The organism is Streptomyces sp. NBC_00322 (genome assembly GCF_036147535.1).
GTDB lineage: Bacteria > Actinomycetota > Actinomycetes > Streptomycetales > Streptomycetaceae > Streptomyces.
Genome location: NZ_CP108019.1, coordinates 6,813,404 through 6,837,217, shown reverse-complemented (window position 1 = coordinate 6,837,217; position 23,814 = coordinate 6,813,404). Strand labels below are relative to the sequence as shown.

The following is a 23,814-nucleotide window of genomic DNA, read 5'->3' as shown; positions in this document are numbered from 1 at the left end:
ACTTCGTCCGGGGGGACCCCCACGGGGCTGAATGTGCGGCCCTGCCGCACATTTCAGCACCGTCCGGCGTTTGAGGACATGCGGCCGAAGGTCGCATACGGGGGTCTGGGGCGGAGCCCCACCGCGCCGCGAAGCGTGCGCGCCCCGGGGGGACCTGGGGGCGTCAGCCCCCTGTCCCCTCCTCCCCCGAGGGGTCTGGGGGCTCGCCCCCAGTTACGGGAAGGGCGGGGTGGGGGAATCTCAACCCCCCGACCGCGACCGCGCCTTGAACGCCGCCTTGCGCGCCTCCTTCGCCACCCGCTTGTCCGGGTGCAGCCTCCCCATCGCCTCCAGCACATCCGCCGTCCCCGGGTGCTCCACCCGCCACGCCGCGTCGAAGAAGCCGCTGTGCTGGCCCACCAGGCCCTCGACGAGGCCCTGGAGCTCCTCCAGGTCCCCGTCCGACGCGTCCAGTTGCGCCGCGATCGTGTCGATGGCCAGCCAGAAGATCATCGACTCCGGCGGCGCCGGCACGTCCGAAGCGCCGCGTTCCGCCAGCCAGACCCGTGCCAGGCCGCCCAGTTCCACATCGTCGAGGACCGCCCGGACCGCCGGTTCGGCCTGCGGGCCGACCAGGGTCAGCGCCTGCTGGCAGTGCAGGCGCCGCAGCGGGGCGCCAGTGTCCGCGCCCCGCGCCGCCGCCAGCAGATCGCGTGCCGAGTCGGCGGGCTCACGCCGGGCGAGCCACTGTTCCGTCTCGGCCCGCGCCGCCAGTTCGGGGTAGCGCGCGAGCCCGTCGAGCAGCACGTCCGCGCCCTTGCCGGCCAGCTCCCCGACCGCCGGCGCGTCGATCCCCGCCTCCAGCATCCGCGCCCGGATGCCGTAGAGCCCGAGCGGCGTGAGCTTGACCATCCCGTACCGGGAGACGTCCTCGTCGTCCACGGGCGGTGCGGGCTCCTCGCCCTCCTCCGCCATCAACGCCTCGTCCACGGGGCGGTATTCGACCAGGCCGACCGGCTCGAACAGCTGGAACTGGTCGTCCAGACGCATCATCGCCACCGACACCTGCTCCAGGACGTCGTCGGTCGGCTCGCCCATGTCGTCGGGGACAATCATCGACGCGGCGAGCGCGGGCAGCGGCACCGGCTCGTCCCCCGCGCCGCCCTCCGTGACGGTCAGCAGATACAGGTTCCCGAGGACCCCGTCGAGGAATTCGGCCTCCGCGTCCGGGTCCCAGTCCAGCGACTCGTAGTCGATCTCGCCGTCCTCACGGATCGCGTCGGCCAGGTCGTCGAGGAGCGGCGCGATGGCATCGGCGTGCACGGCCTCCAGCGCGTCCAGCCAGATCGCGAGGATGTCCTGCGGCGAGCCCGAGGTGATCACCGCGAGGTTCTCGCCCTCCGTGACCGTGCCGTGCTCGGCATCGTCGTCGGCGGGGTCGTGGACCTCGACGAGCCCGGTGTCGACGGCTGCCCGCCACGCCTCACTGGCATACGCGGGGCCGTCGCCCTCGGCCCCGAGGCCCAGCTCTTCGGCGGCCGCGGGAAGCTGCTCGTCGACGAGTTCGCCGCCCGCGCCGACCCGCGTGTCCGGCCCCGCCCAGCGGGCGAGCCGAACGGCCCTGGTCAGCAGCGGCGTGGCCAGCGCGTCCCGCGCCAGCTCAGCTTCCGAGTGCAGACGAACCGGCGGGAGGGTGGGGCGGTCTTCGGGCATCTGGTGCTTCTCCTCGCGGGCATACGGGGTCCGGGCGGCACCCAGCGTAGACGTATTTCACCGGGTTTCGCCGCGCCCGGACACTGCGCGCGGGACAGCCGCCCAGGGCGTGTTTCAGAAGTAGCGCCGTCCCCCCGCGGGGCAGGCCAGATCCCAAAACACGCCCTGGCGCCCAGGGCAGTCCTGCCCGACGCCACCCCGCCCGCACCCGGGTTCACCGTCCCGTCCCCCTCCGTACACCCGTCGACTCTTGACAACTCCCCCGCCCAGCAAAGAGATTGACGCGCGTAGAACTTTGGCACCACCCCTCATCCCTCACATCCGGAGAACCCTTGATGCCTTCCTCCGTCGTACCGAGAACCGCCGCCGTCGCGGCCGTCGTCTCCGTCGCGCTGGCCGCCGGCCTGCTCGCAGGCTCCTCCGCCGCATCCGCCGCCGCCGGAGTCCGGATCCATGACATCCAGGGCGCCACCCGGATATCCCCGCTGGCCGGCCAGCAGGTGACCGAGGTCCCCGGCATCGTCACGGGCGTACGGACCTACGGCTCCAAGGGCTTCTGGTTCCAGGACCCGCAGGCCGACGACAACCCGGCCACCAGCGAGGGCGTCTTCGTCTACACGGGCTCCGCCCCCACCGTCGCGGTCGGCGACAGCGTGCTCGTCTCTGGCACGGTCGGCGAGTACATCCCCGGCGGCACGTCCTCCGGCAACCAGTCGCTCACCCAGATCGCCAAGCCCGCGGTCACCGTGGTCTCCTCCGGCAACGCGCTGCCCGCGCCGGTCACGGTCTCCGCCCGGTCGGTGCCCTCGGCGTACGCCCCCACCGGCGACGCCGCCGCGGGCAACAGCATCAACGCGCTCCCGCTCGACCCCGACACGTACGCCCTGGACTACTACGAGTCCCTGGAGGGCACCGACGTACGCATCGGCACCTCCCGCGTCGTCGGCGCCACCGACCCGTACGCCGAGCTGTGGGTGACGGTGAAGCCGTCCGAGCACCGCACCCCCCGCGGCGGCACGCTCTACGGCTCCTACACCGCGCAGAACACCGGCCGGCTCCAGATCCAGCAGCTGGCGCCGCTCGCCGAGAAGCCCTTCCCCAAGGCGAACGTCGGCGATGTGCTCTCCGGCACGACCGAAGGCCCCCTGGACTTCAACCAGTTCGGCGGCTACACGATCACCGCGCGCACGCTGGGCACGGTCACCGACCAGGGCCTGAAGCGTGAGTCGACGCGCAAGCAGAGCCGCGGCGAACTCGCGGTCGCCACGTACAACGTCGAGAACCTCGACCCGAGCGACCCGCAGGAGAAGTTCGACGCGCTCGCAGCCGCGGTGGTCGACAACCTCGCCTCGCCCGACATCCTCGCCCTGGAGGAGATCCAGGACGACAACGGCGCCAAGAACACCGGCGTCGTCACGGCGGGCGAGACGCTGAAGAAGTTCACCGCGGCGATCGCGGCAGCCGACGGCCCGGCGTACGAGTGGCGCAGCATCGACCCCGAGAACAACAAGGACGGCGGCGAGCCCGGCGGCAACATCCGCCAGGTCTTCCTCTTCAACCCCGAGCGGGTCTCCTTCACGGACCGTCCGGGCGGCGACGCGAAGACGGCGACCGCCGTCGTCGAGGGGGAGCGGGGCCGTGCGGCCCTGACGCTCTCCCCCGGCAGGATCGACCCGGCGAACACCGCCTGGGAGAATAGCCGCAAGCCGCTGGCCGGTGAGTTCACCTTCCGCGGCCGCACGGTCTTCGTGATAGCCAACCACTTCGGTTCGAAGGGCGGCGACGAGAGCCTGGTCTCGCACCACCAGCCGCCGAACCGGTCCTCCGAGGCAAAGCGCCTGCAGCAGGCGCAGGCCGTGAACACCTTCGTCAAGGACATCATCAAGACCGACTGCCGCGCCGACGTCCTGGTCCTGGGCGACATCAACGACTTCGAGTTCTCGGCGACGACGAAGGCGCTGACCGACGGCGGCGCGCTGTACCCGGCGGTCAAGTCCCTGCCGCGCTCGCAGCGTTACTCGTACGTCTTCCAGGGCAACAGCCAGGTTCTGGACCAGATCCTGACCAGCCCGGCGATCGACGACTTCAGTTACGACAGCGTGCACATCAACGCAGAGTTCGCGGACCAGAACAGCGACCACGACCCTCAGGTCCTGCGCTTCCGCCCGTAGGCCGTATGCCGGTACACGCCCGCGCGGTAGCTCAGCGCGGGCGTGTACCGGTCAACCATCAACGTTGGCTGAGGTCAACAGCCCAGGCCGTGACGTCCAGTTCGGCCGCGGTGCCCATGTCGAGCGTGAAGGGCAGCGTCTGCTTCTCCTCGTCCGCGGACGGCGCGATCACCAGATACGCGCCGGGCTTCGGCGGGTCGAAGGAGGTGACGCGGTTCGTCCAGTTCAGCACGGACACCGCGCTCTTCCCGGGCGCGAGCGTGATCGGCTCAGGGCCCCGGACCCTGCCCGCGTCCGCCTCACCGTGTGTGATCTTCAGTTTGAGTTGTTCGCGATCCTTGTCCAGGGCCCCCACCTGCGGATAGCCGTTGACGTGGTACGCGCTTCGCCCGCAGTTCCGCAACGTGATCACGGTGGCCCGGCGGCCCGTCGCGGCGTTCACCTCACCGCTGGTGATCACCACACCGGAGGCGGGGCACGCCGTCGGCGTGGGCGTCGGACCCTGCGTCGGAGTCCCTGGCAGCGCACCGTACTGGGGGACGGGGGACGCGGACAGCGAGTCGGGCTTCACCCGCCACTTCCAACTGGGGTCCGCCGCGCCCCGCGGCGGCTCCTTCTCGCTCGTACAGCCGCCCAGCACCACAGCCGCCATCAGAGCCGCCGTCACCACTCCGGTCCGCTTCACAGCAGATGCCCCCCATGTCGGTCCTGCCTCGCCCGGAACCCGATCATGTCAGAGGTGAACGCGCAAGCCATGCCTGCCCGTTCAAGGTGATGCCGGCGGGCCGCCGAGTGCCACTCTTGAGCACTGCTTGCCCCTCACCCCAAGCAGATCTAAGTGGACCTTCACTGTCCAGCGGGCCGACACTGCGGAACATGAGCCCTTCACGCCCTTTCGGCCGCGCGCTCTGCGCGATGATCACGCCCTTCACCGCCACCGGGGAGCTGGACCTGGAGGCGGCCGCCCGCCACGCGGCCCATCTGGTGGCCGAGGGCTGCGACGGACTGGTCCTGAACGGCACCACCGGCGAGTCCCCGACCACGACCGACGCCGAGAAGACGGCGCTGGTACGCGCCGTGCGCGAGACGGTCGGTGACACCGCGTCCGTCGTGGCGGGCGTCGGCAGCGCGTCCACGCGACACACGGTCGAGCTGGCACGCGCGGCCGAACAGGCGGGCGCGGACGGCCTGTTGGTGGTCACTCCGTACTACAGCCGCCCGCCGCAGGACGCGATCGAGGCGCACTTCCTTACGGTCGCGGACGCGACGGCACTGCCGGTGATGCTGTACGACATCCCCGGGCGCACCGGCACCCGTATCGAGGTCGACACGATGCTGCGCCTGGCCTGTCATCCTCGGATCGTCGCCGTCAAGGACTGCGCGTACGACCTGCTCGGCTCGGCCAAGGTGATCACCCGCACCTCGCTGGCGTACTACTCGGGCTGCGAGGAGCTGAACCTGCCGCTGTACGCGGTGGGCGCCGCGGGCTATGTCAGCACGGTCGCGAACGTCGCACCGCGCCGGTTGCGCGCGGTGCTCGACGCGTACGACAAGGGCGACACCGCCGAGGCCGCCCGCCTCAACGGCCGCACGCTCCCGCTGGCCGAACTGATGATGGCCTCGGGCCTGCCGGGCACGGTGACGGCGAAGGCCCTCCTGGACGCGGGCCCGGTCCGCGAGCCGCTGCGGCCCGCGGGGCGCGAGGCGGTCGACCGGCTGCGTGCGGCGTACGAGGAGCTGGAACCCGGCCCCTCCGGCGTTTGACGGAGGAGCTGAGGAGTCCGGGGGCCGGAGCCCCCGGCCGGCTAGTTGTGGCTGTGCAGGACCTCGTTGAGTCCGCCCCACACCGCGTTGTTCGGACGCGCCTCCACCGACCCGGTGACCGAGTTCCGGCGGAAGAGGATGTTGCTCGCGCCGGAGAGCTCGCGCGCCTTGACGATCTGCCCGTCGGGCATCGTGACCCGGGTCCCCGCCGTGACGTACAGCCCCGCCTCGACCACGCACTCGTCGCCGAGCGCGATCCCGACGCCCGCCTCGGCACCGATCAGGCAGCGCTCGCCGATGACGATCCGGACGTTGCCGCCACCGGAGAGCGTGCCCATCGTGGACGCGCCGCCGCCGATGTCGGAGCCGTCGCCGACGACGACGCCCGCGGAGATGCGGCCCTCGACCATCGACGTACCGAGCGTGCCGGCGTTGAAGTTCACAAAGCCCTCGTGCATGACGGTCGTGCCCTCGGCGAGGTGCGCGCCGAGGCGGACGCGGTCGGCGTCGGCGATGCGCACGCCCTTGGGCGCGACGTAGTCCGTCATCCGCGGGAACTTGTCGATGCTGGTCACGGCGAGGTGCAGGCCCTCGGCGCGGGCGTTGAGACGCACGGTCTCGACCTGGTCGACGGCGACCGGGCCGAGCGAGGTCCAGGCGACGTTGGAAAGCAGCCCGAAGACGCCGTCCAGGTTCTGGCCGTGCGGCTGGACGAGCCGGTGGCTCAGCAGGTGCAGGCGCAGATACGCGTCGTGTGCGTCCAGCGGCTTGTCGTCGAGCGAGGCGATGACCGTACGGACGGCCACGACCTCGACGCCACGGCGGGCGTCCGGGCCGATGGCCTTGGCGGCGCCCTCGCCGAGCAGCTCGACGGCACGCTCGGCGGTCAGCCGCTCGGTCCCGGCGGGGCCGGACTCGGCGGACAGCTCGGGGGCGGGGAACCAGGTGTCGAGTACGGTGCCGTCGGTGGTGAGGGTGGCGAGCCCGGCGGCGACGGCGCCGGTGGTGCGAGGAGCAGTGGTGTCGGTCATGAGGAGAACCTAACCGGCGAGGGCGGGCGGGTGCGAACCGGTCTCACGTCGCGGTCGCGGGCCCGCCGTCAGGCAGCGCCCCGATGATCCGGGCCAGCATCTCCCGCGCGTACTCGGCCTCGTACGGCGTGTCCGTCAGCAGCACCTGCAGACAGATCCCGTCCATCAGCGCCACCAGCGCCCGTGCCGTGACCGGATCGGTCCGCCGGGCCAGGATCTCGGCGAGGCCCTCGCACCACTCCGCGGCGACCGGCCGCAGCGCGGGCCGCCGCAGGGCCGCCAGATAGAGCTCGTACTCCAGCTCCACGCCGGTGCGCTCCCCGGCGAGCCACTCCCCCATCAGCCGGGCGAGTTCCTCGGCGACATCGGCGCCGGGGTCGGCGAGCGCGCCGCTGTCCCGTACCGCCGCCCCGAATCCCTCGTTGGTCCGGCGCAGCGCGGCGACCATCAGCTCGTCCAGAGAGGCGAAGTGGTAGGTCGTCGAGCCGAGTGGAACATCCGCCTCGGCCGCGACCGTGCGGTGGCTGAGTCCCCCGATGCCGTTCGTGGCGACCACCCGGATCGCCGCGTCGATGATGCGCCGGCGCCGCTCGGGGTCGTACCGCCGCGCCATCAGTGCGCACCGCCCAGGGTGAGCACGACGACCCCGACGATCACCAGGGCGATCCCGGCGAGCTTGACGAGGCTGGTCGACTCGCCCAGGAAGAGCATGCCGATCGCGGCGACGGCGGCCGTGCCGACGCCCGCCCAGATCGCGTACGCGGTGCCCACCGACAGGGTCTTGAGCGTCTGCGCGAGCAGTGTGAAGGCGAGCAGATAGCCCGCGACGGTGAGCAGCGAAGGCCACAGCCTGGTGAAGCCCTCGCTGTACTTCATGGCCGTCGTCCCGGCCACCTCCGCCGCGATCGCCGCGGCCAGCAGTCCGTATCCCATGTGTACGAGGGTACACATCGTTGCGTACGCTCGTACACATCGGCGGATCGGGCAATATATATGTACGGGCGCAAGCAACCGGCAGGGTAAGACCCGACGAAAGGCGGCGGACGATGTCCGACCAGGACGAGCTCGCACGCATCCACCGCTCCTATCTGACCGCCGTCGTCCTGCACGGCCAGGCCGCCGCCGCGACCCTCGGCCAGAACCCCACCGATGTCTACGCCCTCAGCACACTGGAGCTCGCGGGCCCCCTCACCACCGGCGGGCTCGCCGAGCGCATCGGCCTCTCGCAGAGCGCCACCACCCGGCTCGTCGACCGGCTGGAGCGGGCCGGCCGGGTCCGCCGCGGCCTGGACGCCGCCGACCGCCGCCGGGTCGTGGTCGAGTCCGTGCCCCTCACCCCGGAGCAGGACGAGGCGGCGTTCGGCGCCGCCCGCCGCCGGATGGCCGAGGTCTTCGCGGGCTTCAGCCCCGACGAACTGCGCGTCCTGGTCCGCTACTTCGAGCAGGCCACACCCGCGCTGCGCAAGGCGACGGCCGAGACGAGAGAGGCGAAGCGGGGGGCACGGTGACCCGGCCCGCCCCATCCCGCTACGGTGTCCCGTCCGACCAGGCAGAACACACCGGGGCTCATGGCGCCCGGGCCGACGACGCGCGGGAGACAACTCAGTGGCATACGGAAACACACCTCCGCCCGGACCACCTCCGGGGTGGGGCGGCTGGACGCCCCCGCCGCCGCCCAGGCCCGGGGTGATCCCGCTGGCCCCGCTCGGCCTCGGCGACATCCTCGGCGGGGCCTTCAGCACGATCGGCCGCTACTGGAAGCAGCTGTTCGGCATAGCCGCGGCCGTCTACGGCGCGGCGGCGGTCGCTGTCGGTGTCGCACTGGCGATCATGTACGCCGTCGTCGGCGACCACCTGCGCGCGATCTACGACGCGACGCGCGACGAGCCTCCCGTCTGGGACGACATCCGTCCGCTGCTCTTCGCCTTCCTCGCCGTCTGGGGCATCGGCATGATCACCTTCCTGCTGGCCACCGCGATGGTGTACGCCTCCGTTCCGGCGATCCTCCAGGATGCGGTGCTGGGCAGGCCGACCACGTTCGGCGTCGTCTGGCGGCGGGCGGCAGCCCGCGTACCGGCCGTGATCGGCACGGTGTTCCTCGTCGCCCTGGTCTCCGTGATCCCGGTCGCCCTGTTCCTCACCGCTTTCGTCGGCCTGATGATCGCGCTCCTGGCCGCAGGCACGGGGCCGCTGATCGTGCCCCCGCTGGCCTTCGTCGGCGCCATGGCGACGGCGCCGCTTGCCGTCTGGCTGTGGGTGAAGTTCTCCCTCGCCCCGGCCGCCGCGGTCTTCGAGGGCCAGGGCGCGATCGCGGCGATGCGCCGCTCGTCGAAGCTGGTCCGCGGCGACTGGTGGCGGATTTTCGGCATCACGCTGCTCACCGGCGTCATGGCCGGTATCGCGGCCTATGTCATCCAACTGCCGCTCAGCCTCGTCCAGATGCTCCCCGGCGCGATCGGCAGCTCGGACCTCGGCTCCGACCCGACCGGATCGCAGGTCATGGTCTTCCTCGGTGGTGCGATCGTCCTGAGTCTGGTGAGCCAGCTGATCGGACAGGTGGTGGTCGCCGCGTTCCCGCAGCTGATCGCGAGCCTGCTCTACATCGACCGCCGCATCCGCACGGAGAACCTGGCCCCGACCCTCGCCGAGGCCGCCGCCGTACCGCCCGCCGGCTACTAGGGCGTGTTTTAGAAGTCGCGCCTGCCCCGCGACGCCTGGCACGCACACTCGCGGTGTTGTCGGAGCCGCCCAAGTACGTCCAGTACGAGGGCGATCCTCCGCCTTGCGATTGCACGCACCAGACGCCGCGGGGCCCGCCCTGCGGGCGGACGGCGCTACTTCTAAAACACGCCCTAGTCGAGCAGCGTCTTCTTCGGACGCAGTACGCAGAACTCATTGCCCTCGGGGTCGGCGAGCACCACCCAGGTCGCTTCCGGCCCCTGCCCGGCGTCGGCCCGCCGGGCCCCGAGCCCGATGATCCGCTCGACCTCGGCGGCCTGGTCGTCGGGTGTGAGGTCGATGTGCAGCCTGTTCTTGACGGTCTTGCGCTCGGGGACGGGCACGAAGGTGATCCCCGGCAGGGAGAACTCGTCCGCGCCGATGGTGATCTCGTCCTCGGCCTCGAAGACCATCTTCCAGTCCAGGACCTGGCTCCAGAAGCGGGCGAGCGCCGGCAGATCGTGGGCGTCGATGACGACGGTGTACAGCGAAACGGCCATGCCCGCCAGTGTGCCTGGCATGCATGGCCGTTTCGAGGATCTTGGGACAATCCGGCCCGGACGTTGAAGCTCGTACGTTGAAGCTCAGACGTTGAAGCCCAGCGCGCGCAGCTGCTCGCGCCCGTCGTCCGTGATCTTGTCCGGGCCCCACGGCGGCATCCAGACCCAGTTGATCTTCAGCTCGTTGACGATGCCGTCCGTCGCCGCCTTCGCCTGGTCCTCGATCACATCGGTCAGCGGGCAGGCCGCGGAGGTCAGTGTCATGTCCAGGGTGGCGATGTTGGACTCGTCGATGTGGATGCCGTAGATCAGGCCGAGGTTGACGACGTCGATGCCCAGCTCGGGGTCGACGACGTCGTACAGCGCCTCGCGGACCTCCTCCTCGGAGGCCGGCTTCATCGTGGCGGTCTCGTTGTCAGTCATGCCGTTTTCCCTTCGGACAGCGCCTGCGCCGTCGCGTCCTTCCACGCCATCCAGCTCAGCAGAGCACACTTCACCCGGGCGGGGTACTTGGAGACGCCGGCGAACGCGACCGCGTCCTCCAGCACCTCCTCCATCGCGTCGTCGGGCTCGATCTGGCCCTTGGACTGCATCAGCTCCAGGAACGTCGCCTGGATCTTCTGCGCCTCGGCCAGCTCCTTGCCGACCAGCAGCTCGTTCAGTACGGAGGCGGAGGCCTGGCTGATCGAGCAGCCCTGGCCCTCGTACGACACGTCCTCGATCCGAGTACCGTCGTACTTCACCCGGAGCGTGATCTCGTCACCGCACGTCGGATTGACGTGGTGCACCTCGGCGTCGCCATCGCGCAGACCACGCCCGTGGGGGTGCTTGTAGTGGTCCAGGATGACTTCCTGGTACATCGAATCCAGCTTCACGCGTCAGTCCCTCATCCGAAGAAGTTACGGACGTGCTCCAGGCCGTCGATCAAGGCATCGACCTCGCCGGGCGTGGAGTACAGATAGAACGACGCCCGCGTGGTCGCAGGAATTCCGTACCGCAGGCAGACCGGCCGCGCGCAGTGGTGGCCGACCCGGACCGCGATGCCCTGCTCGTCGAGGACCTGGCCCACGTCGTGCGGGTGGATGTCTCCCAGGGTGAAGGAGATCGCGGCGCCGCGCTCCTCGGCCGTGGTGGGGCCGATGATCCGCAGGTCGGGGACCTCCAGGAGACGCTTCACCGCGTACTCGGTGAGGGCGTGCTCATGCTGGGCGATCTTGTCCATGCCGATCGAGGTGAGGTAGTCCACGGCCGCGCCGAGGCCGACGGCCTGGGCGATCGGGGGCGTACCGGCCTCGAACTTGTGCGGCGCGGGAGCGTACGTGGAGGAGTGCATCGAGACGGTCTCGATCATCTCGCCGCCGCCGAGGAACGGCGGAAGGTCCTCCAGCAGCTCCTGGCGGCCCCACAGCACGCCGATGCCCGTCGGGCCGCACATCTTGTGGCCGGTGAAGGCCACGAAGTCGGCACCGAGCGCCTGTACGTCCAGAGGCATGTGCGGCGCGGCCTGCGAGGCGTCGATGAGGACCAGCGCGCCCACGTCCTGCGCTCGGCGCACGAGCGCATCGACCGGGTTGACCGTGCCCATGATGTTGGAGACCAGCGTGAAGGAGACGATCTTCGTCTTCTCGGTGATGATCTCGTCGATGTTGGACAGGTCGAGGCGGCCGTCGTCGGTGAGGCCGAACCACTTCAGCTTCGCGCCGGTGCGCTGCGCGAGCAGCTGCCACGGGACGATGTTGGAGTGGTGCTCCATCTCCGTGATGACGATCTCGGTCTCGTGGTCCACGCGGTAGGGCTCGTCCGCCCAGCCGAGCATGTTGGCCACGAGGTTGAGCGACTCGGAGGCGTTCTTGGTGAAGATCACCTCGTCGCGGCTCGGCGCGTTGATGAAGGCGGCGACCTTGTCGCGGGCACCCTCGTACAGCGCCGTGGCCTCCTCGGCGAGCACATGGATACCGCGGTGGACGTTGGCATTGTGCTGTTCGTAGTACTCGCTCAGCACATCGAGCACCTGGCGCGGCGTCTGGGACGTCGCCGCGTTGTCCAGGTACACGAGCTTCTTCCCGTCGTGGATCAAGCGGTCCAGGATCGGGAAGTCCTTGCGGATCGCCTCGGTGTCGAGGAGGCCCGGCAGCTGTGTCACGCGGATACGCCACCCTTCGTGTATGCCTCGTAGCCCTCGGCCTCGAGCTTGTCGGCGAGCTCGGCGCCGCCGGACTCGGCGATGCGGCCGTTCGCGAACACGTGCACGAAGTCGGGCTTGATGTAGCGCAGGATGCGCGTGTAGTGGGTGATCAGCAGGGTGCCGACCTCGCCGCTCGCGTGGACGCGGTTGACGCCCTCGGAGACCTGGCGCAGCGCGTCGACGTCCAGACCGGAGTCGGTCTCGTCGAGGATCGCGATCTTCGGCTTGAGCAGCTCCAGCTGAAGGATCTCGTGGCGCTTCTTCTCACCGCCGGAGAAGCCCTCGTTCACATTGCGCTCGGCGAAGGCCGGGTCCATCTGGAGCGTCTCCATCGCGGACTTGACCTCCTTCACCCAGGTACGCAGCTTGGGGGCCTCGCCGCGGATCGCCGTCGCCGACGTACGCAGGAAGTTGGAGACCGAGACGCCGGGGACCTCGACCGGGTACTGCATGGCCAGGAACATGCCGGCGCGGGCGCGCTCGTCGACGGTCATCTCAAGGACGTCCTCGCCGTCCAGGGTCACGGTGCCACGGGTGATCGTGTACTTGGGGTGGCCCGCGATGGAGTACGCGAGGGTCGACTTGCCGGAGCCGTTGGGGCCCATGATGGCGTGGGTCTCGCCCTGTTTCACGGTCAGGTCGACGCCCTTGAGGATCTCCCGGGGGCCGTTCTCGGCCTCGACGGAAACGTGCAGGTCGCGGATTTCAAGCGTTGCCATGGGTGACTCAGGACTCCTGGGTGACGGAGACGAGCACATCGTCCCCTTCGATCTTGACGGGGTATACGGGGACGGGGCGCGTCGCCGGGAGGCCGGACGGCTTGCCGGTGCGGAGGTCGAAGCTGGAGCCGTGCAGCCAGCACTCGATCTGGCAGTCCTCCACCTCGCCCTCGGACAGCGAGACATTCGCGTGCGAGCAGACGTCGTTGATGGCGAAGACCTCGCCATCGGTCCGGACGACGGAGATCGGCGTGCCGTCGAGTTCCACCCGCTTGGGGGTGTCCTCCTCCAGCTCGCTCAGCCCACAGGCTCGGACGAAGGCGGCCATCAGACGGAAGCCTCCAGCTCCGCGTCGATCTTGGCGAGCAGGCGCTCCTCGACGTCGGGCAGACCGATCTTCTGGACCAGCTCGGCGAAGAAACCGCGGACCACGAGGCGGCGGGCCTCGTCGGCGGGGATGCCACGGGACTGGAGGTAGAAGAGCTGCTCGTCGTCGAAGCGGCCGGTGGCGGAGGCGTGACCGGCGCCGACGATCTCGCCGGTCTCGATCTCCAGGTTCGGTACGGAGTCGACCCGAGCGCCGTCGGTGAGGACGAGGTTGCGGTTCATCTCGTAGGTGTCCGTGCCCTCGGCCTTCGCCTCGATGAGGACATCGCCGATCCACACCGCGTGCGCGTCCTGGCCCTGCAGCGCGCCCTTGTAGGCGGCGTTGGAGCGGCAGTGCGGGGCGTTGTGGTCGACCATGAGCCGGTGCTCCTGGTGCTGGCCGGCGTCGGTGAAGTAGAGGCCGAGGAGCTCGGCCTCGCCGCCGGTGCCCGCGTAGGAGACGCGCGGGTGCAGACGTACGAGATCGCCGCCGAAGGTGACCACGATCGACTTGAACGAGGCGTCGCGGCCGACCAGCGCATTGTGCTGGGAGACGTGGACGGCCTTGTCGTCCCAGTCCTGGACGGAGACGACAGTGAGCTTCGCGCCGTCGCCGAGCAGGTAGTCGACATTGGCGGCGAGGACCGCGTCGCCGGTGTGGTCGATGACCACGACGGCCTCGGCGAAGGCGCCGAGCTCGATGATCTGGTGGGCGAAGGCGGTGCCGCCCTCGCCGTGGACGGCGATCCGGACCGGCTCGGTGAGCACGGTCTCCTTGGGCACGCTGACGACCGAGGCCTTCTCGAAGGAGGAGTACGCCTGGGCGGCCACGCGGTCCACCGGGGTGCCGGCCTTGCCGAGCCGCGCGTCGTCCCGGCCCACGGTCTCGACGACGACGCCGTCGGGCGCGTCGATGTCGACCTTGATGCCGGTGCCGTTCGCGACGGCGGTGCCGTCGTGCAGACCGGCCAGCCGCTCCAGCGGAGTGAAACGCCACTCCTCCTCGCGGCCGTGCGGGACCGGGAAGTCCGCCACGTCGAAGGACGGCGGCGCACTCATGCGGGTGGCGACGGTCGACTCGGCGGCCACCGCGATCGAGCCGGCAGTGGTGGACCCCGCCGGAATGTTCTGAGCCTCAGCCATGGCTGTCGTCGTGCTCTCTCTCTGCCTCTGCGTAAGAAATCAGTCGCTGCTGGGGAGGGCGGGCGCTAGCCGACCGACCCCTCCATCTGCAGCTCGATCAGCCGGTTGAGCTCCAGTGCGTACTCCATGGGGAGTTCCTTGGCGATCGGCTCGACGAAGCCGCGCACGATCATCGCCATCGCCTCGAACTCCGTCATGCCACGGCTCATCAGGTAGAAGAGCTGGTCCTCGGAGACCTTGGAGACGGTCGCCTCGTGGCCCATGGACACGTCGTCCTCGCGCACGTCCACGTAGGGGTACGTGTCGGAGCGGGAGATCGTGTCGACCAGCAGCGCGTCACAGAGCACGTTGGACTTCGCGCCCGGAGCGCCCTCGCCGATCTCGATCAGACCGCGGTAGGAGGTACGGCCACCGCCTCGCGCCACCGACTTGGAGACGATGTTGGAGGAGGTGTTCGGGGCCATGTGGACCATCTTGGCGCCGGCGTCCTGGTGCTGGCCCTCGCCCGCGAAGGCGATGGACAGGGTCTCGCCCTTGGCGTGCTCGCCCATGAGGTAGACGGCCGGGTACTTCATGGTGACCTTGGAGCCGATGTTGCCGTCGACCCACTCCATGGTCGCGCCCTCGTACGCCACGGCGCGCTTGGTGACCAGGTTGTAGACGTTGTTCGACCAGTTCTGGATCGTCGTGTAGCGGCAGCGGCCGCCCTTCTTGACGATGATCTCGACGACGGCGCTGTGCAGCGAGTCCGAGGAGTAGATCGGGGCGGTACAGCCCTCGACGTAGTGGACGTAGGCGTCCTCGTCGACGATGATCAGCGTCCGCTCGAACTGGCCCATGTTCTCCGTGTTGATACGGAAGTAGGCCTGCAGCGGGATGTCGACGCGCACGCCCTTCGGCACGTAGATGAACGAGCCGCCGGACCACACGGCGGAGTTCAGCGAGGCGAACTTGTTGTCGCCGACCGGGATGACGGTGCCGAAGTACTCCTGGAAGAGCTCCGGGTGCTGCTTCAGCGCGGTGTCCGTGTCGAGGAAGATGACGCCCTGCTCCTCCAGGTCCTCACGGATCTGGTGGTAGACGACCTCGGACTCGTACTGGGCGGCGACACCGGCGACCAGGCGCTGCTTCTCCGCCTCCGGGATGCCGAGCTTGTCGTACGTGTTCTTGATGTCCTCGGGCAGGTCCTCCCAGGACTCCGCCTGCTTCTCCGTGGACCGCACGAAGTACTTGATGTTGTCGAAGTCGATGCCCGACAGGTCCGAGCCCCAGCTCGGCATGGGCTTCTTGCCGAACAGCCGCAGGCCCTTCAGGCGCAGCTTCAGCATCCACTCCGGCTCGTTCTTCTTCGCCGAGATGTCGCGGACGACTGCCTCGGAGAGGCCGCGCTTGGCAGCGGCACCCGCCGCGTCGGAGTCGGCCCAGCCGAATTCGTACGTACCCAGGCCCTCGAGTTCGGGGTGGGCAGTCTCCGTGGGGAGAGTCATGCGGGGTTCCTCCCGGCCGTGCTTGTGGATGCTGATTCTGTGGTGGTCTGTGGGGCGCTGTGCGGGATGAACGTGGTGCAGACGCCGTCACCGTGGGCGATGGTGGCCAGACGCTGCACATGCGTGCCCAAGAGGCGGGAGAAGACCTCGGTCTCCGCCTCGCACAGCTGGGGGTACTGCTCGGCGACATGGGCGACCGGGCAGTGGTGCTGGCAGAGCTGTTCGCCGACCGGTGCGCTACGCGCCGTAGCAGCGTACCCGTCGGCACTCAAGGCCTTGGCCAGGGCTTCGGTGCGTTCCTCGGGGGGAGCGGCGTCGACCGCCGTGCGATAGGCCTCGGCCTGCGCTTCGAGCCGGTCCCGGGCGAAGGCGGAGACGGCCGCCTCGCCTGCCGCTCCTCCACCTGCGGTCCGCTCTATCCAGCGGAGCGCGTCGACGGCCAGCGTGTCGTACGACTGGTCGAAGGCGTCCCGGCCGCAGTCGGTCAGGGCGAACACCTTCGCGGGCCGCCCGCGCGTGCGCGCGCCGTAGACCCGCTGCTCACGGGCTTCGATGACGTTCTCGTGGACGAGCGAGTCGAGATGGCGGCGGACGGCTGCCTGGGTGAGGCCCAGGCGTCCCGCGAGATCGGCCACGGTGGACGGGCCGTGGTCCAGGATGGAGCGCGCGACCCGGTTGCGCGTAGAGCGCTCTCCGGTCGCGAGTTCCTCCTGCGGAGCCTCGCCAACGTTTTTCACAACGCCATTGTTGCGTAATTCCTCTGAGCGTGACAACTGCCGTCCAAGGCGTGAGCCGGTGCGCTTCATCACTAAGGGTCACCTAAGAACAGTGCCCGCCCGGCTGCTGCCGAACGGGCCCTGACCAGGCAATTCCCGAGAATTTAGCCTGCAAGATCGGGACGGTCGCCGACCCTGATCGAATGCACCAGAGTCCTGCCGGAATTCGCCACGAAATCTGAAGTTGAGCCGGCCGTCCGTGCCCTGAACCGTGAAGGCCCGGTCGTGGGCGGTGCGGACGCCCGCCTCCAGGGCCCCGCGATCTGCCCGTTGCGCCACTCGACGACGATTTTCCGGTGCGAGGCGGTGAGGGTGCTGTTGCTGCCGGATACGCCTCAGGCGCCAGTTCAGGCCATTCACGTCACGGCCGTCCCATGGGTCTCGGCCCCCGCTCCCGGGGGTCCTCCACCCCCGCCTAGACTCCTCGGCATGCGAAGCGAGTCCGTCGTCCAGATCCGGCGCCTGGTGAAGCGGTACGGATCCAAGACGGCCGTGAACGGCCTCGACCTCGAGGTCCCCCGGGGCTCCGTGACCGCCGTCCTCGGCCCCAACGGAGCCGGTAAGACCACCACGGTCGAGACCTGCGAGGGCTACCGCCGCGCCGACGCGGGCACAGTGCGCGTCCTCGGGCTCGACCCGGTCGCCGACGCCGCGAAGCTGCGACCGAGGATCGGCGTGATGCTCCAGTCCGGCGGCGTGTACTCGGGCGCCCGCGCGGAGGAGATGCTGCGCCACATGGCGAAACTCCACGCCCACCCGCTGGACGTGGACGCACTCATCGAGCGCCTCGGCCTCGGCAACTGCGGCCGCACCACCTACCGGCGCCTGTCCGGCGGCCAGCAGCAGCGCCTCGCGCTGGCCATGGCCGTCGTCGGCCGCCCCGAACTGGTCTTCCTCGACGAGCCGACCGCCGGTCTCGACCCGCAGGCCCGGCGCTCCACCTGGGAGCTCGTACGCGAACTCCGCCAGGACGGCGTCTCCACCGTCCTGACCACGCACTTCATGGACGAGGCCGAAGCGCTCGCCGACGATGTCGCGATCATCGACGCGGGCAAGGTCATCGCCCAGGGCAGCCCGGAACAGCTCTGCCGCGGCGGCGCCGAGAACACCCTGCGCTTCACCGGGCGGCCCGGCCTCGACGTCGGCTCGCTGCTCAAGGCACTGCCCGACGGGACGGAGGCGGTCGAGCTCACCCCGGGCGCGTACCGCATCACCGGCCAGGTCGACCCGCAGCTGCTGGCGACCGTGACCTCCTGGTGCGCGCAGCACGGCGTGATGCCCGACGGCATCTCGGTCGAGCGCCACACCCTGGAGGACGTGTTTTTGGAGCTGACCGGCAAGGAGCTGCGCTGATGAGCGCCGGTACGTACACACCGCGGCCCGGCGCCGCTCCGGTCGGGCGGATGATCGCGGCGCAGGCCGCGTTCGAGACGAAGATGCTGCTGCGCAACGGCGAGCAGCTGCTGCTCACCGTGATCATCCCGTCGCTGCTGCTCGTCCTCTTCTCGACGGTCGATGTCGTCGACACAGGCAGTGGCGAGCCCGTCGACTTCCTGGCCCCGGGCGTCCTCGCGCTGGCCGTGATGTCCACCGCCTTCACCGGCCAGGCCATCGCGACCGGCTTCGAGCGGCGGTACGGAGTCCTCAAGAGGCTCGGCGCGTCGCCGCTCCCCCGCTGGGCGCTGATGGCCGCGAAGACCCTCTCCGTACTGGTCACCGAAGTGCTGCAGATCGTCCTGCTGACGGTCATCGCCTTCGGGCTCGGCTGGTCGCCGCACGGAAACCCCTTCGCCGTCCTGCTGCTGCTCGTCCTCGGCACCGCCGCCTTCTCCGGCCTTGGTCTGCTGATGGCCGGAACGCTCAAGGCAGAGGCGACGCTCGCCGCGGCCAACCTGGTCTTTCTGCTGCTCCTGGTGGGCGGCGGGGTGATCGTGCCGCTGGACAGGTTCCCGGACGGGGTCGAGTCGGTGCTCGCGCTGCTGCCGATCTCGGCGCTCTCGGACGGACTGCGCGATGTGCTCCAGCACGGCGCGGGAGTGCCGTGGGGCGATCTGGGCATCCTCGCCCTCTGGGCGGTGCTCGGACTCGGGGCCGCCGCCCGGCTGTTCCGCTGGGAGTAGCTCACGCGGCATCCGCCGACTCACGCGTCTTCCGCCGGGACTGACTCACGGGCCAGTATGAGCCTGCCAAGATCCGCACGGTGGGAGGCGTCGATGGAGCGGACTGCCGCACTGCGAATGGACGCGGAATGGACCAAGATCAGGTCCCGCAGGGCCGGTGTCTCACCCCGCGAACGCGAGCGCATGCTGACGGATCTCATCGCGGCGCTCGCCCCGCACGCCGAGGACGACCTCTCGCTCACCGCGCGGCTCAGCCTGCGATACGGCGATCTCGCCCGGCACCACTTCGACACGGGCCGCCGCGCCGAGGCCCTGAAGGCGGTCCACGAGGCGGTCCGGCGCTGCGAGGAGCCCGCCGGGCACGACGCCGAGCACGCCCGCTGGTACGCCAGGGCGCTGATCAGCCAGGCCGTCTATCTCGCCGAGCCGCTCAGCGACGAGCTGGGCATGCCGCGGTACGCCTTCCAGCCGGGCGGTGAGCAGCCTCCCCCCGACGACCACGCGGACGGGCACGCCGCCCTCGCCGCCACCCTGCGGGCCATCGAGGTCTGGGAGCGCCTCGACCGGACCGAACCGCGCAACCGCGAGGGTCTGGCCCAGGCCCATGCCTTCCTCGGCGACCGTCTCGAGGAGCTGGGGCAGCCGGCGGACGCGGCGGCCTGGGCGGTGCGGGCGGAGCGTGAGTTCCACGCCCTGTGGTCGGCCCCCGACGCGCGCGAGCCGGCCCATGCCGCCGCGCTGGAGCACCTGAGCGACCAGTTGGAGCGCAGGCTGCGACGCTGCCCCTTCGACAGCGGGCTGACGCGGCTGCGCTCGGAGGGACTGCTTCCGCAGCGGCTGCTGCCGCTCGCGGTGGTGGCGGCGCGCATCGAGGGCATCGAGCCGGACGCGATCGCCGAGGGTCTCCAGCTGGACGGCACGGAGGTACGGCGGATCCTGCGGGCGCGTTCCTGGCGGGCGGTGTGGCGGTTCGACGTACGCGACGGAGCCGACGGGTCCTGGACCCCGATGAGGCACCCCTGGCGCGGCACGGACGCGGTGACGGACCGCAGCGCTGAGGCGGTCGCGGCCGAGCTGACGGATGCGTTTCTCGACTCGCCCGATCGCCCGCCGCCGTCGGTGCCGTGGCGGATCGCGGTGTGGTGGGAGGAGGAGGACCGCCTCGACGGCTCCCGCTACCGCCGGACGTACACCCCAGCACCCCCCTCGTGACTGTGCTTTCCCGGGGGACACCCCCGGACCCCCGGCATGCACAAGGCCCCGCCTACGATAGGGCGCGTGCAAACCCCCCTCGCCTCTATCGCCCAGCGCTGGACGCCCACCCCGCAGACCGTCCGGCGTGCCGCGCTCTCCGCCGTCGTGATGAGCGTGGTCATCATCGTCACCGGCGGCGCGGTCCGGCTGACCGGCTCCGGCCTCGGCTGCGACACCTGGCCCAAGTGCACGGACGACAGCCTCTTCGCCACGCCCGAGCAGGGCATCCACGGCGCGATCGAGTTCGGCAACCGGATGCTGACGTATGTCCTGTCGGCCGCGGTCGGCTGGGCGATCGTCGCGGCGAGCGCGGCGAAGCCGGTGCGCCGCGGGCTGTCCCGGCTGGCCTGGTCGCAGTTCTGGATCGTCATGGGCAACGCCGTCCTCGGCGGCATCACCGTGTGGGCGGGCCTCAACCCCTGGACCGTGGCGGGGCACTTCCTGCTCGCCACTGGGCTCCTCACGGTCGCCACGGTCACCTGGCAGCGGGCCGGCGAGGGTGACGGCGCAGCGCGCCCGCGCGTCCCGCGCCCGGTGCGCAAGCTGTCCTGGGCGATCGTCGTCACCTCCGCGCTGCTGATCGCGCTCGGCACCTCGGTGACCGGCTCCGGCAAGCACGCGGGCGACAGCAGCGATGTGCCGCGTATGCCCTGGGACTGGGCGAACGCCGCGCACGTCCACGCGATCGCCGCCTGGGTCGTCTGTGCGCTGGCCGTCGCGATGTGGCTGGTGCTGCGCGTGGTCGACGCCCCCGACGACACCCGGGCACGCGCCCGCGATCTGCTGATCGTGCTGCTCGCGCAGGGGGCGATCGGTTACGTCCAGTACTTCACGCATGTCCCCGAGGCCCTGGTCGCCGCCCATATGCTCGGCTCCGCGCTGATGTGGATCGCGGTGGTGCGGCTCGCGCTGAGCCTGCGCGAGCGTCCGGATACGACGGCGGCGGAGATCCCGGTCCAGGCCGACTCCGCGCTATCGAACGCCTGACAGCGCGTTGTCCGACAGTCCGTAGACGCGGCGGGCATTGCCCGCCGCGATCATCCCGGCGACCCGGTCCGCGTCCGTACGGGACCAGGCGCCGTCGCCGACCCAGCCGTCGAGCACCCGCGCCAGCGCCTCCTTGAAGATCCGCGCGCCCACCACATGCAGTTCGGGCAGCCCGCGCGCGCCGCTGGAGAAGAGCAGCTTCCCGAACGGCGCGAGCTCCAGGATCTCCGCGAGCACTGCCGCCGCCCGCGCCCCCGTATGCACGAGGGCGGGCCCCAGATCGGCGTACACATGCGGGAACACGCTCGCCAGATGTGCGGCGTGACGGTGGTACGGATAGCCGTGCAGCAGCACCAGATCGGTGCCCAGACCCGCCGAGGCGGCCGCGAAGCCGGTCATCAGCATCGGGTCCTCGACGCCGACGTGCAGCTGGAGGGGCAGTGCCGAGGCGACCGCGATCCACAGCAGATGCCGCACCAGCACCGGATCGGTGAGCCTGCCGCCGACCTGCCGTCCGGCCAGCCAGCGCCCCGCGGCCCCGCGTACCTCCCCCGGGCCCGGCGGTTCCGGGGCCAGGGCCAGCCCGTGCCCGACGGCCGCGACCGAGGTGAAGGCGACGGCGGAGGCGGCGGCCCCGTGCACGGCCTCGGCGAGGTTCGCGAGGAAGCTGTCGACGGTGCCGGAGGTGTCGGCGACCTGTTCGGCGAGCAGTTCGAGGCGCACGATCTCCCGCGCCTCGGCCGCGCCCGCGGCGGCGATCTCGGGTGGCCCGGTGAGATCCCCGGGCAGTCCCGTGTCCACCAGATAGGTGGAGATCCCGCTGCCCCTCAGCAGCCGTCTGCCCGCCTCCAGCACCCCCAGCTCGCGGCGGCGGGCGAGATAGTGGGCGGGCGGGCAGTGCGGCTCAAGATCCAGCAGCGGCGGGCACCAGCGCCGTACCGCGAAGCCGGTCTGGGTGTCGAAGAACGTGGTGCCGGGTGCGGGCGGCCCGGCGGTCCTGCCCAGGTGCGCCTCGAAGGTGCCGAGGCCCAGCTCCGTACGGAGCACGCCGTGGCAGTACTGGTCCACGAGGGTCGGGGTGTCGATCATCCGGGCTCCCAGTCATGGACCGTGTTTCCACAGTCCTAACGGGTGACACCCCGACGAGGTGTTGCTCAGCCGTTGGACGGACCGCCGAGCTGGATGCCTGCCATCCGGCTCCATTCGTACGGACCGGTGCGGACCTTCGCGGCGAACTCGCCGTCGAACGACTCGTGCAGCGTGATCCCGGCCTTCTCGGCCGCGGCCTCGGCGACGGAGTGGTTCGGCGCGACGAGGTCGCCCCAGCCGCCGTCCTCGCCGACGAGCACGATGCGGGTGCCCATCTGGCCCATGTACGCGAGCTGCCCCTCGGCGCCGCCGTGCGCCTTGGAGAAGGCGCCGATCTGCTTGGCGAGCCTGGCCGCCTTGCGCTCTGCCTGCTTCGCCTGCTTGGTGTCTGCCATGCCGCGATGCTACTCGCCGGTACGGCGGATGTGCCAGCGCCGGTATCAGCTCAGGAAGGGGTCGATCGCGACGGCGACGAAGAGCAGCGACACATAGGTGATGGACCAGTGGAAGAGCCGCATCTCCTTGAGCTTGCCGCCCGTCTCGCCGGCTTTGGCGCGGTTCTGCAGGGAGTGCGCCTCCCACAGCCACCAGCCGCCCGACGCCAGTGCCACCGCGGTGTAGAACCAGCCGGTGTAGCCGAGCGGCGTGAGCAGCAGCGAGACCGCGACCATCACCCAGCTGTAGAAGACGATCTGGCGGGCGACGACCCGGTTGGAGGCGACGACGGGGAGCATCGGAACGCCCACGCGCGCGTAGTCCTCCTTGACCTTCATCGACAGCGGCCAGTAGTGCGGCGGCGTCCAGAAGAAGATGACGAGGAAGAGGATGACCGCGGCCCACGACACCGAGTCGGTGACGGCGGACCAGCCGATCAGGACCGGCATACAGCCCGCGATGCCGCCCCAGACGATGTTCTGTGCGGTGCGGCGCTTGAGGATCATCGTGTAGACGATGACGTAGAAGAGCAGGGCGCCGAGCGACAGGGCGGCGGACAGCCAGTTGACCAGCAGCCCGAACCAGAGCGTGGAGACGACGGCGAGTACGAGGCCGAAGACCAGGCCCTCGCGCGGCGACACCATTCCGGTGACCAGCGGGCGCTGGTTCGTACGGTCCATCAGCGCGTCGATGTCGCGGTCGATGTACATGTTCAGCGCGTTGGCACCACCCGCCGACAGGTAGCCGCCCACGCACGTCGTGAGCACGAGCCAGAGGTCGGGCACATCCTGCGCGGCCAGGAACATCACCGGAACGGTGGTGATCAGCAGCAGTTCGATGATCCGCGGCTTGGTCAGCGCCACGAATGCCTTGACGCGGGCCCCGAACGGCCGATGGCCCCCCGGGCTGAGAGTCAAGACGACCCCTGCGGGTCGGGACTCGACGGCCGTCACGCACACCCCTGACAGAGAAAATCCCAGCAAGCTCCCGGAGTGCATACCGGGCAAAGACTTGCGCGTACCACGCCACTCTAGACGTTGCCCAGATGCCGATCTTCGCGGGGGTGGCCTCGTGTTGAGCGGTGACCGGGCGGCGCGCGTATACATCGCCGACAGGCGGGGACCCGGCTGTCGCGGCACCCTGGCTGTGTCCGGCGTTTTGAATGGCGAGCACTCGAAAAGCCGGGCGTTGCTCCGGGGGTAGGCTCGACATCGGTCGCCCGGTGTCAGGAAGCGCGGGAGAAGGAGCGGGTCGAGGGCCGAGCATGGCAAGGCGGAGGAGCCGAGCGCAGCGGCGCTGCGCGCGGCGACGACTCGCAGCCAGGCGACAGCCGTCGGCACGCGATGCCGCGGGTCCTGAGACCGGGTGGCCGCAAGC

The 23,814-nt window shown here is 70.3% G+C and carries 25 protein-coding genes; 8 read left to right on the top strand and 17 right to left on the bottom strand.

The genetic code is table 11. The features are described 5' to 3' along the window. Positions 1-240 precede the first annotated feature (240 nt). Positions 241-1,692, bottom strand: coding sequence for a hypothetical protein (locus tag OG905_RS31170; RefSeq protein WP_328679283.1), 1,452 nt, complete (start codon positions 1,690-1,692; stop codon positions 241-243). 335 nt (positions 1,693-2,027) lie between these two features. Here OG905_RS31170 and OG905_RS31165 point away from each other — a divergent pair, with 335 nt between their 5' ends. After that, on the top strand, positions 2,028-3,863 hold the full coding sequence (locus OG905_RS31165) for an endonuclease/exonuclease/phosphatase family protein (RefSeq protein ID WP_328679280.1): 1,836 nt from the start codon (positions 2,028-2,030) through the stop codon (positions 3,861-3,863). A 58-nt stretch (positions 3,864-3,921) separates the two neighbouring features. On the opposite strand, the gene OG905_RS31160 is transcribed toward OG905_RS31165, so the two are convergent. After that, positions 3,922-4,548, bottom strand: a complete 627-nt coding sequence (locus OG905_RS31160) for a DUF4232 domain-containing protein (protein ID WP_328679278.1) — start codon at positions 4,546-4,548, stop codon at positions 3,922-3,924. Positions 4,549-4,739: 191 nt separating this feature from the next. Between OG905_RS31160 and dapA the strand changes: the two genes are divergently transcribed. Next, positions 4,740-5,627: a 4-hydroxy-tetrahydrodipicolinate synthase gene (gene dapA, locus OG905_RS31155; RefSeq protein ID WP_328679276.1), complete on the top strand. Its 888-nt coding sequence runs from the start codon at positions 4,740-4,742 to the stop codon at positions 5,625-5,627. A 41-nt stretch (positions 5,628-5,668) separates the two neighbouring features. Here dapA and dapD read toward each other — a convergent pair whose 3' ends face one another. Genes dapD through OG905_RS31140 form a run of 3 tightly spaced genes read right to left on the bottom strand, consistent with a single transcriptional unit; the run spans position 5,669 to position 7,591 of the window. Then, on the bottom strand, positions 5,669-6,658 hold the full coding sequence (gene dapD / locus OG905_RS31150) for a 2,3,4,5-tetrahydropyridine-2,6-dicarboxylate N-succinyltransferase (protein ID WP_328679274.1): 990 nt from the start codon (positions 6,656-6,658) through the stop codon (positions 5,669-5,671). A gap of 43 nt (positions 6,659-6,701) precedes the next feature. Further along, a complete protein-coding gene (locus tag OG905_RS31145; protein WP_328679273.1) occupies positions 6,702-7,271 on the bottom strand; it encodes a TetR/AcrR family transcriptional regulator in 570 nt (189 codons plus the stop codon). Next, entirely contained in the window at positions 7,271-7,591 is a 321-nt protein-coding gene (locus OG905_RS31140) for a DMT family transporter (RefSeq protein WP_328679270.1), read from the bottom strand. The genes OG905_RS31145 and OG905_RS31140 overlap by 1 nt, the downstream gene beginning before the upstream one ends. A 113-nt stretch (positions 7,592-7,704) precedes the next feature. Between OG905_RS31140 and OG905_RS31135 the strand changes: the two genes are divergently transcribed. Next, the gene (locus OG905_RS31135; protein WP_328679268.1) at positions 7,705-8,166 is read left to right on the top strand and encodes a MarR family winged helix-turn-helix transcriptional regulator; all 462 of its coding nucleotides are present in this window, start codon (positions 7,705-7,707) and stop codon (positions 8,164-8,166) included. 97 nt (positions 8,167-8,263) lie between these two features. Continuing rightward, complete coding sequence (locus OG905_RS31130; protein WP_328679266.1) at positions 8,264-9,337, top strand: DUF7847 domain-containing protein; 1,074 nt, start codon at positions 8,264-8,266, stop codon at positions 9,335-9,337. Between the two features lie 173 nt (positions 9,338-9,510). On the opposite strand, the gene OG905_RS31125 is transcribed toward OG905_RS31130, so the two are convergent. From OG905_RS31125 to OG905_RS31085, 9 genes are all read right to left on the bottom strand, one after another. Then, a complete protein-coding gene (locus tag OG905_RS31125; protein ID WP_328679264.1) occupies positions 9,511-9,876 on the bottom strand; it encodes a VOC family protein in 366 nt (121 codons plus the stop codon). A gap of 84 nt (positions 9,877-9,960) precedes the next feature. After that, entirely contained in the window at positions 9,961-10,299 is a 339-nt protein-coding gene (locus OG905_RS31120) for a metal-sulfur cluster assembly factor (protein ID WP_266477654.1), read from the bottom strand. After that, the gene (sufU, locus tag OG905_RS31115) at positions 10,296-10,751 is read right to left on the bottom strand and encodes a Fe-S cluster assembly sulfur transfer protein SufU (RefSeq protein WP_324990233.1); all 456 of its coding nucleotides are present in this window, start codon (positions 10,749-10,751) and stop codon (positions 10,296-10,298) included. The genes OG905_RS31120 and sufU overlap by 4 nt, the downstream gene beginning before the upstream one ends. Positions 10,752-10,762: 11 nt before the next feature. Beyond that, positions 10,763-12,019, bottom strand: coding sequence for a cysteine desulfurase (locus tag OG905_RS31110; RefSeq protein WP_328679255.1), 1,257 nt, complete (start codon positions 12,017-12,019; stop codon positions 10,763-10,765). Then, positions 12,016-12,780: a Fe-S cluster assembly ATPase SufC gene (gene sufC, locus OG905_RS31105; RefSeq protein ID WP_142216415.1), complete on the bottom strand. Its 765-nt coding sequence runs from the start codon at positions 12,778-12,780 to the stop codon at positions 12,016-12,018. Before sufC ends, OG905_RS31110 begins: the two co-directional genes overlap by 4 nt. Positions 12,781-12,787: 7 nt before the next feature. Beyond that, positions 12,788-13,108: a bifunctional 3-phenylpropionate/cinnamic acid dioxygenase ferredoxin subunit gene (locus tag OG905_RS31100; protein ID WP_328679251.1), complete on the bottom strand. Its 321-nt coding sequence runs from the start codon at positions 13,106-13,108 to the stop codon at positions 12,788-12,790. Next, positions 13,108-14,289 carry a Fe-S cluster assembly protein SufD gene (sufD, locus tag OG905_RS31095; RefSeq protein WP_328679249.1) on the bottom strand — a complete coding sequence of 394 codons (1,182 nt, stop codon included), beginning with the start codon at positions 14,287-14,289 and terminating at the stop codon, positions 13,108-13,110. The genes OG905_RS31100 and sufD overlap by 1 nt, the downstream gene beginning before the upstream one ends. Positions 14,290-14,354: 65 nt before the next feature. Next, positions 14,355-15,776 (bottom strand): Fe-S cluster assembly protein SufB, encoded by a 1,422-nt coding sequence (gene sufB / locus OG905_RS31090; protein ID WP_328679248.1) that lies wholly within the window; start codon positions 15,774-15,776, stop codon positions 14,355-14,357. Continuing rightward, complete coding sequence (locus tag OG905_RS31085) at positions 15,773-16,513, bottom strand: helix-turn-helix transcriptional regulator (RefSeq protein WP_328679247.1); 741 nt, start codon at positions 16,511-16,513, stop codon at positions 15,773-15,775. The genes sufB and OG905_RS31085 overlap by 4 nt, the downstream gene beginning before the upstream one ends. A 468-nt stretch (positions 16,514-16,981) precedes the next feature. Here OG905_RS31085 and OG905_RS31080 point away from each other — a divergent pair, with 468 nt between their 5' ends. The 4 genes from OG905_RS31080 to OG905_RS31065 all read left to right on the top strand — a co-directional run bounded on the left by OG905_RS31080 (position 16,982) and on the right by OG905_RS31065 (position 20,913). Then, positions 16,982-17,905: an ABC transporter ATP-binding protein gene (locus tag OG905_RS31080; RefSeq protein WP_328679246.1), complete on the top strand. Its 924-nt coding sequence runs from the start codon at positions 16,982-16,984 to the stop codon at positions 17,903-17,905. Beyond that, positions 17,905-18,672: an ABC transporter permease gene (locus OG905_RS31075; RefSeq protein WP_328679245.1), complete on the top strand. Its 768-nt coding sequence runs from the start codon at positions 17,905-17,907 to the stop codon at positions 18,670-18,672. The genes OG905_RS31080 and OG905_RS31075 overlap by 1 nt, the downstream gene beginning before the upstream one ends. Positions 18,673-18,765: 93 nt before the next feature. Continuing rightward, the gene (locus OG905_RS31070) at positions 18,766-19,884 is read left to right on the top strand and encodes a hypothetical protein (RefSeq protein ID WP_328679244.1); all 1,119 of its coding nucleotides are present in this window, start codon (positions 18,766-18,768) and stop codon (positions 19,882-19,884) included. 36 nt (positions 19,885-19,920) lie between these two features. Continuing rightward, on the top strand, positions 19,921-20,913 hold the full coding sequence (locus OG905_RS31065) for a COX15/CtaA family protein (RefSeq protein ID WP_328679243.1): 993 nt from the start codon (positions 19,921-19,923) through the stop codon (positions 20,911-20,913). On the opposite strand, the gene OG905_RS31060 is transcribed toward OG905_RS31065, so the two are convergent. The 3 genes from OG905_RS31060 to OG905_RS31050 form a co-directional block, all read right to left on the bottom strand. Next, on the bottom strand, positions 20,899-22,002 hold the full coding sequence (locus tag OG905_RS31060) for an amidohydrolase (protein ID WP_328679241.1): 1,104 nt from the start codon (positions 22,000-22,002) through the stop codon (positions 20,899-20,901). The genes OG905_RS31065 and OG905_RS31060 overlap by 15 nt on opposite strands. A gap of 65 nt (positions 22,003-22,067) precedes the next feature. After that, positions 22,068-22,397, bottom strand: coding sequence for a hypothetical protein (locus OG905_RS31055; RefSeq protein WP_328679239.1), 330 nt, complete (start codon positions 22,395-22,397; stop codon positions 22,068-22,070). Between the two features lie 45 nt (positions 22,398-22,442). Further along, a complete protein-coding gene (locus OG905_RS31050; protein WP_328679237.1) occupies positions 22,443-23,390 on the bottom strand; it encodes a heme o synthase in 948 nt (315 codons plus the stop codon). Positions 23,391-23,814 lie beyond the last annotated feature (424 nt).

Excerpts from the sequence above, each read along its gene's own strand:
- OG905_RS31125 (WP_328679264.1), bottom strand. The coding sequence starts at position 9,876 with ATGGCCGTTTCGCTGTACACCGTCGTCATCGACGCCCACGATCTGCCG.
- OG905_RS31120 (WP_266477654.1), bottom strand. The coding sequence starts at position 10,299 with ATGACTGACAACGAGACCGCCACGATGAAGCCGGCCTCCGAGGAGGAG.
- OG905_RS31145 (WP_328679273.1), bottom strand. The coding sequence starts at position 7,271 with ATGGCGCGGCGGTACGACCCCGAGCGGCGCCGGCGCATCATCGACGCG.
- OG905_RS31075 (WP_328679245.1), top strand. The coding sequence starts at position 17,905 with ATGAGCGCCGGTACGTACACACCGCGGCCCGGCGCCGCTCCGGTCGGG.
- sufC (WP_142216415.1), bottom strand. The coding sequence starts at position 12,780 with ATGGCAACGCTTGAAATCCGCGACCTGCACGTTTCCGTCGAGGCCGAG.
- OG905_RS31140 (WP_328679270.1), bottom strand. The coding sequence starts at position 7,591 with ATGGGATACGGACTGCTGGCCGCGGCGATCGCGGCGGAGGTGGCCGGG.
- dapD (WP_328679274.1), bottom strand. The coding sequence starts at position 6,658 with ATGACCGACACCACTGCTCCTCGCACCACCGGCGCCGTCGCCGCCGGG.
- OG905_RS31100 (WP_328679251.1), bottom strand. The coding sequence starts at position 13,108 with ATGGCCGCCTTCGTCCGAGCCTGTGGGCTGAGCGAGCTGGAGGAGGAC.
- OG905_RS31070 (WP_328679244.1), top strand. The coding sequence starts at position 18,766 with ATGGAGCGGACTGCCGCACTGCGAATGGACGCGGAATGGACCAAGATC.
- OG905_RS31165 (WP_328679280.1), top strand. The coding sequence starts at position 2,028 with ATGCCTTCCTCCGTCGTACCGAGAACCGCCGCCGTCGCGGCCGTCGTC.
- OG905_RS31080 (WP_328679246.1), top strand. The coding sequence starts at position 16,982 with ATGCGAAGCGAGTCCGTCGTCCAGATCCGGCGCCTGGTGAAGCGGTAC.
- dapA (WP_328679276.1), top strand. The coding sequence starts at position 4,740 with ATGAGCCCTTCACGCCCTTTCGGCCGCGCGCTCTGCGCGATGATCACG.
- sufB (WP_328679248.1), bottom strand. The coding sequence starts at position 15,776 with ATGACTCTCCCCACGGAGACTGCCCACCCCGAACTCGAGGGCCTGGGT.
- OG905_RS31135 (WP_328679268.1), top strand. The coding sequence starts at position 7,705 with ATGTCCGACCAGGACGAGCTCGCACGCATCCACCGCTCCTATCTGACC.
- OG905_RS31065 (WP_328679243.1), top strand. The coding sequence starts at position 19,921 with ATGCACAAGGCCCCGCCTACGATAGGGCGCGTGCAAACCCCCCTCGCC.
- OG905_RS31055 (WP_328679239.1), bottom strand. The coding sequence starts at position 22,397 with ATGGCAGACACCAAGCAGGCGAAGCAGGCAGAGCGCAAGGCGGCCAGG.
- OG905_RS31170 (WP_328679283.1), bottom strand. The coding sequence starts at position 1,692 with ATGCCCGAAGACCGCCCCACCCTCCCGCCGGTTCGTCTGCACTCGGAA.
- sufD (WP_328679249.1), bottom strand. The coding sequence starts at position 14,289 with ATGGCTGAGGCTCAGAACATTCCGGCGGGGTCCACCACTGCCGGCTCG.
- OG905_RS31060 (WP_328679241.1), bottom strand. The coding sequence starts at position 22,002 with ATGATCGACACCCCGACCCTCGTGGACCAGTACTGCCACGGCGTGCTC.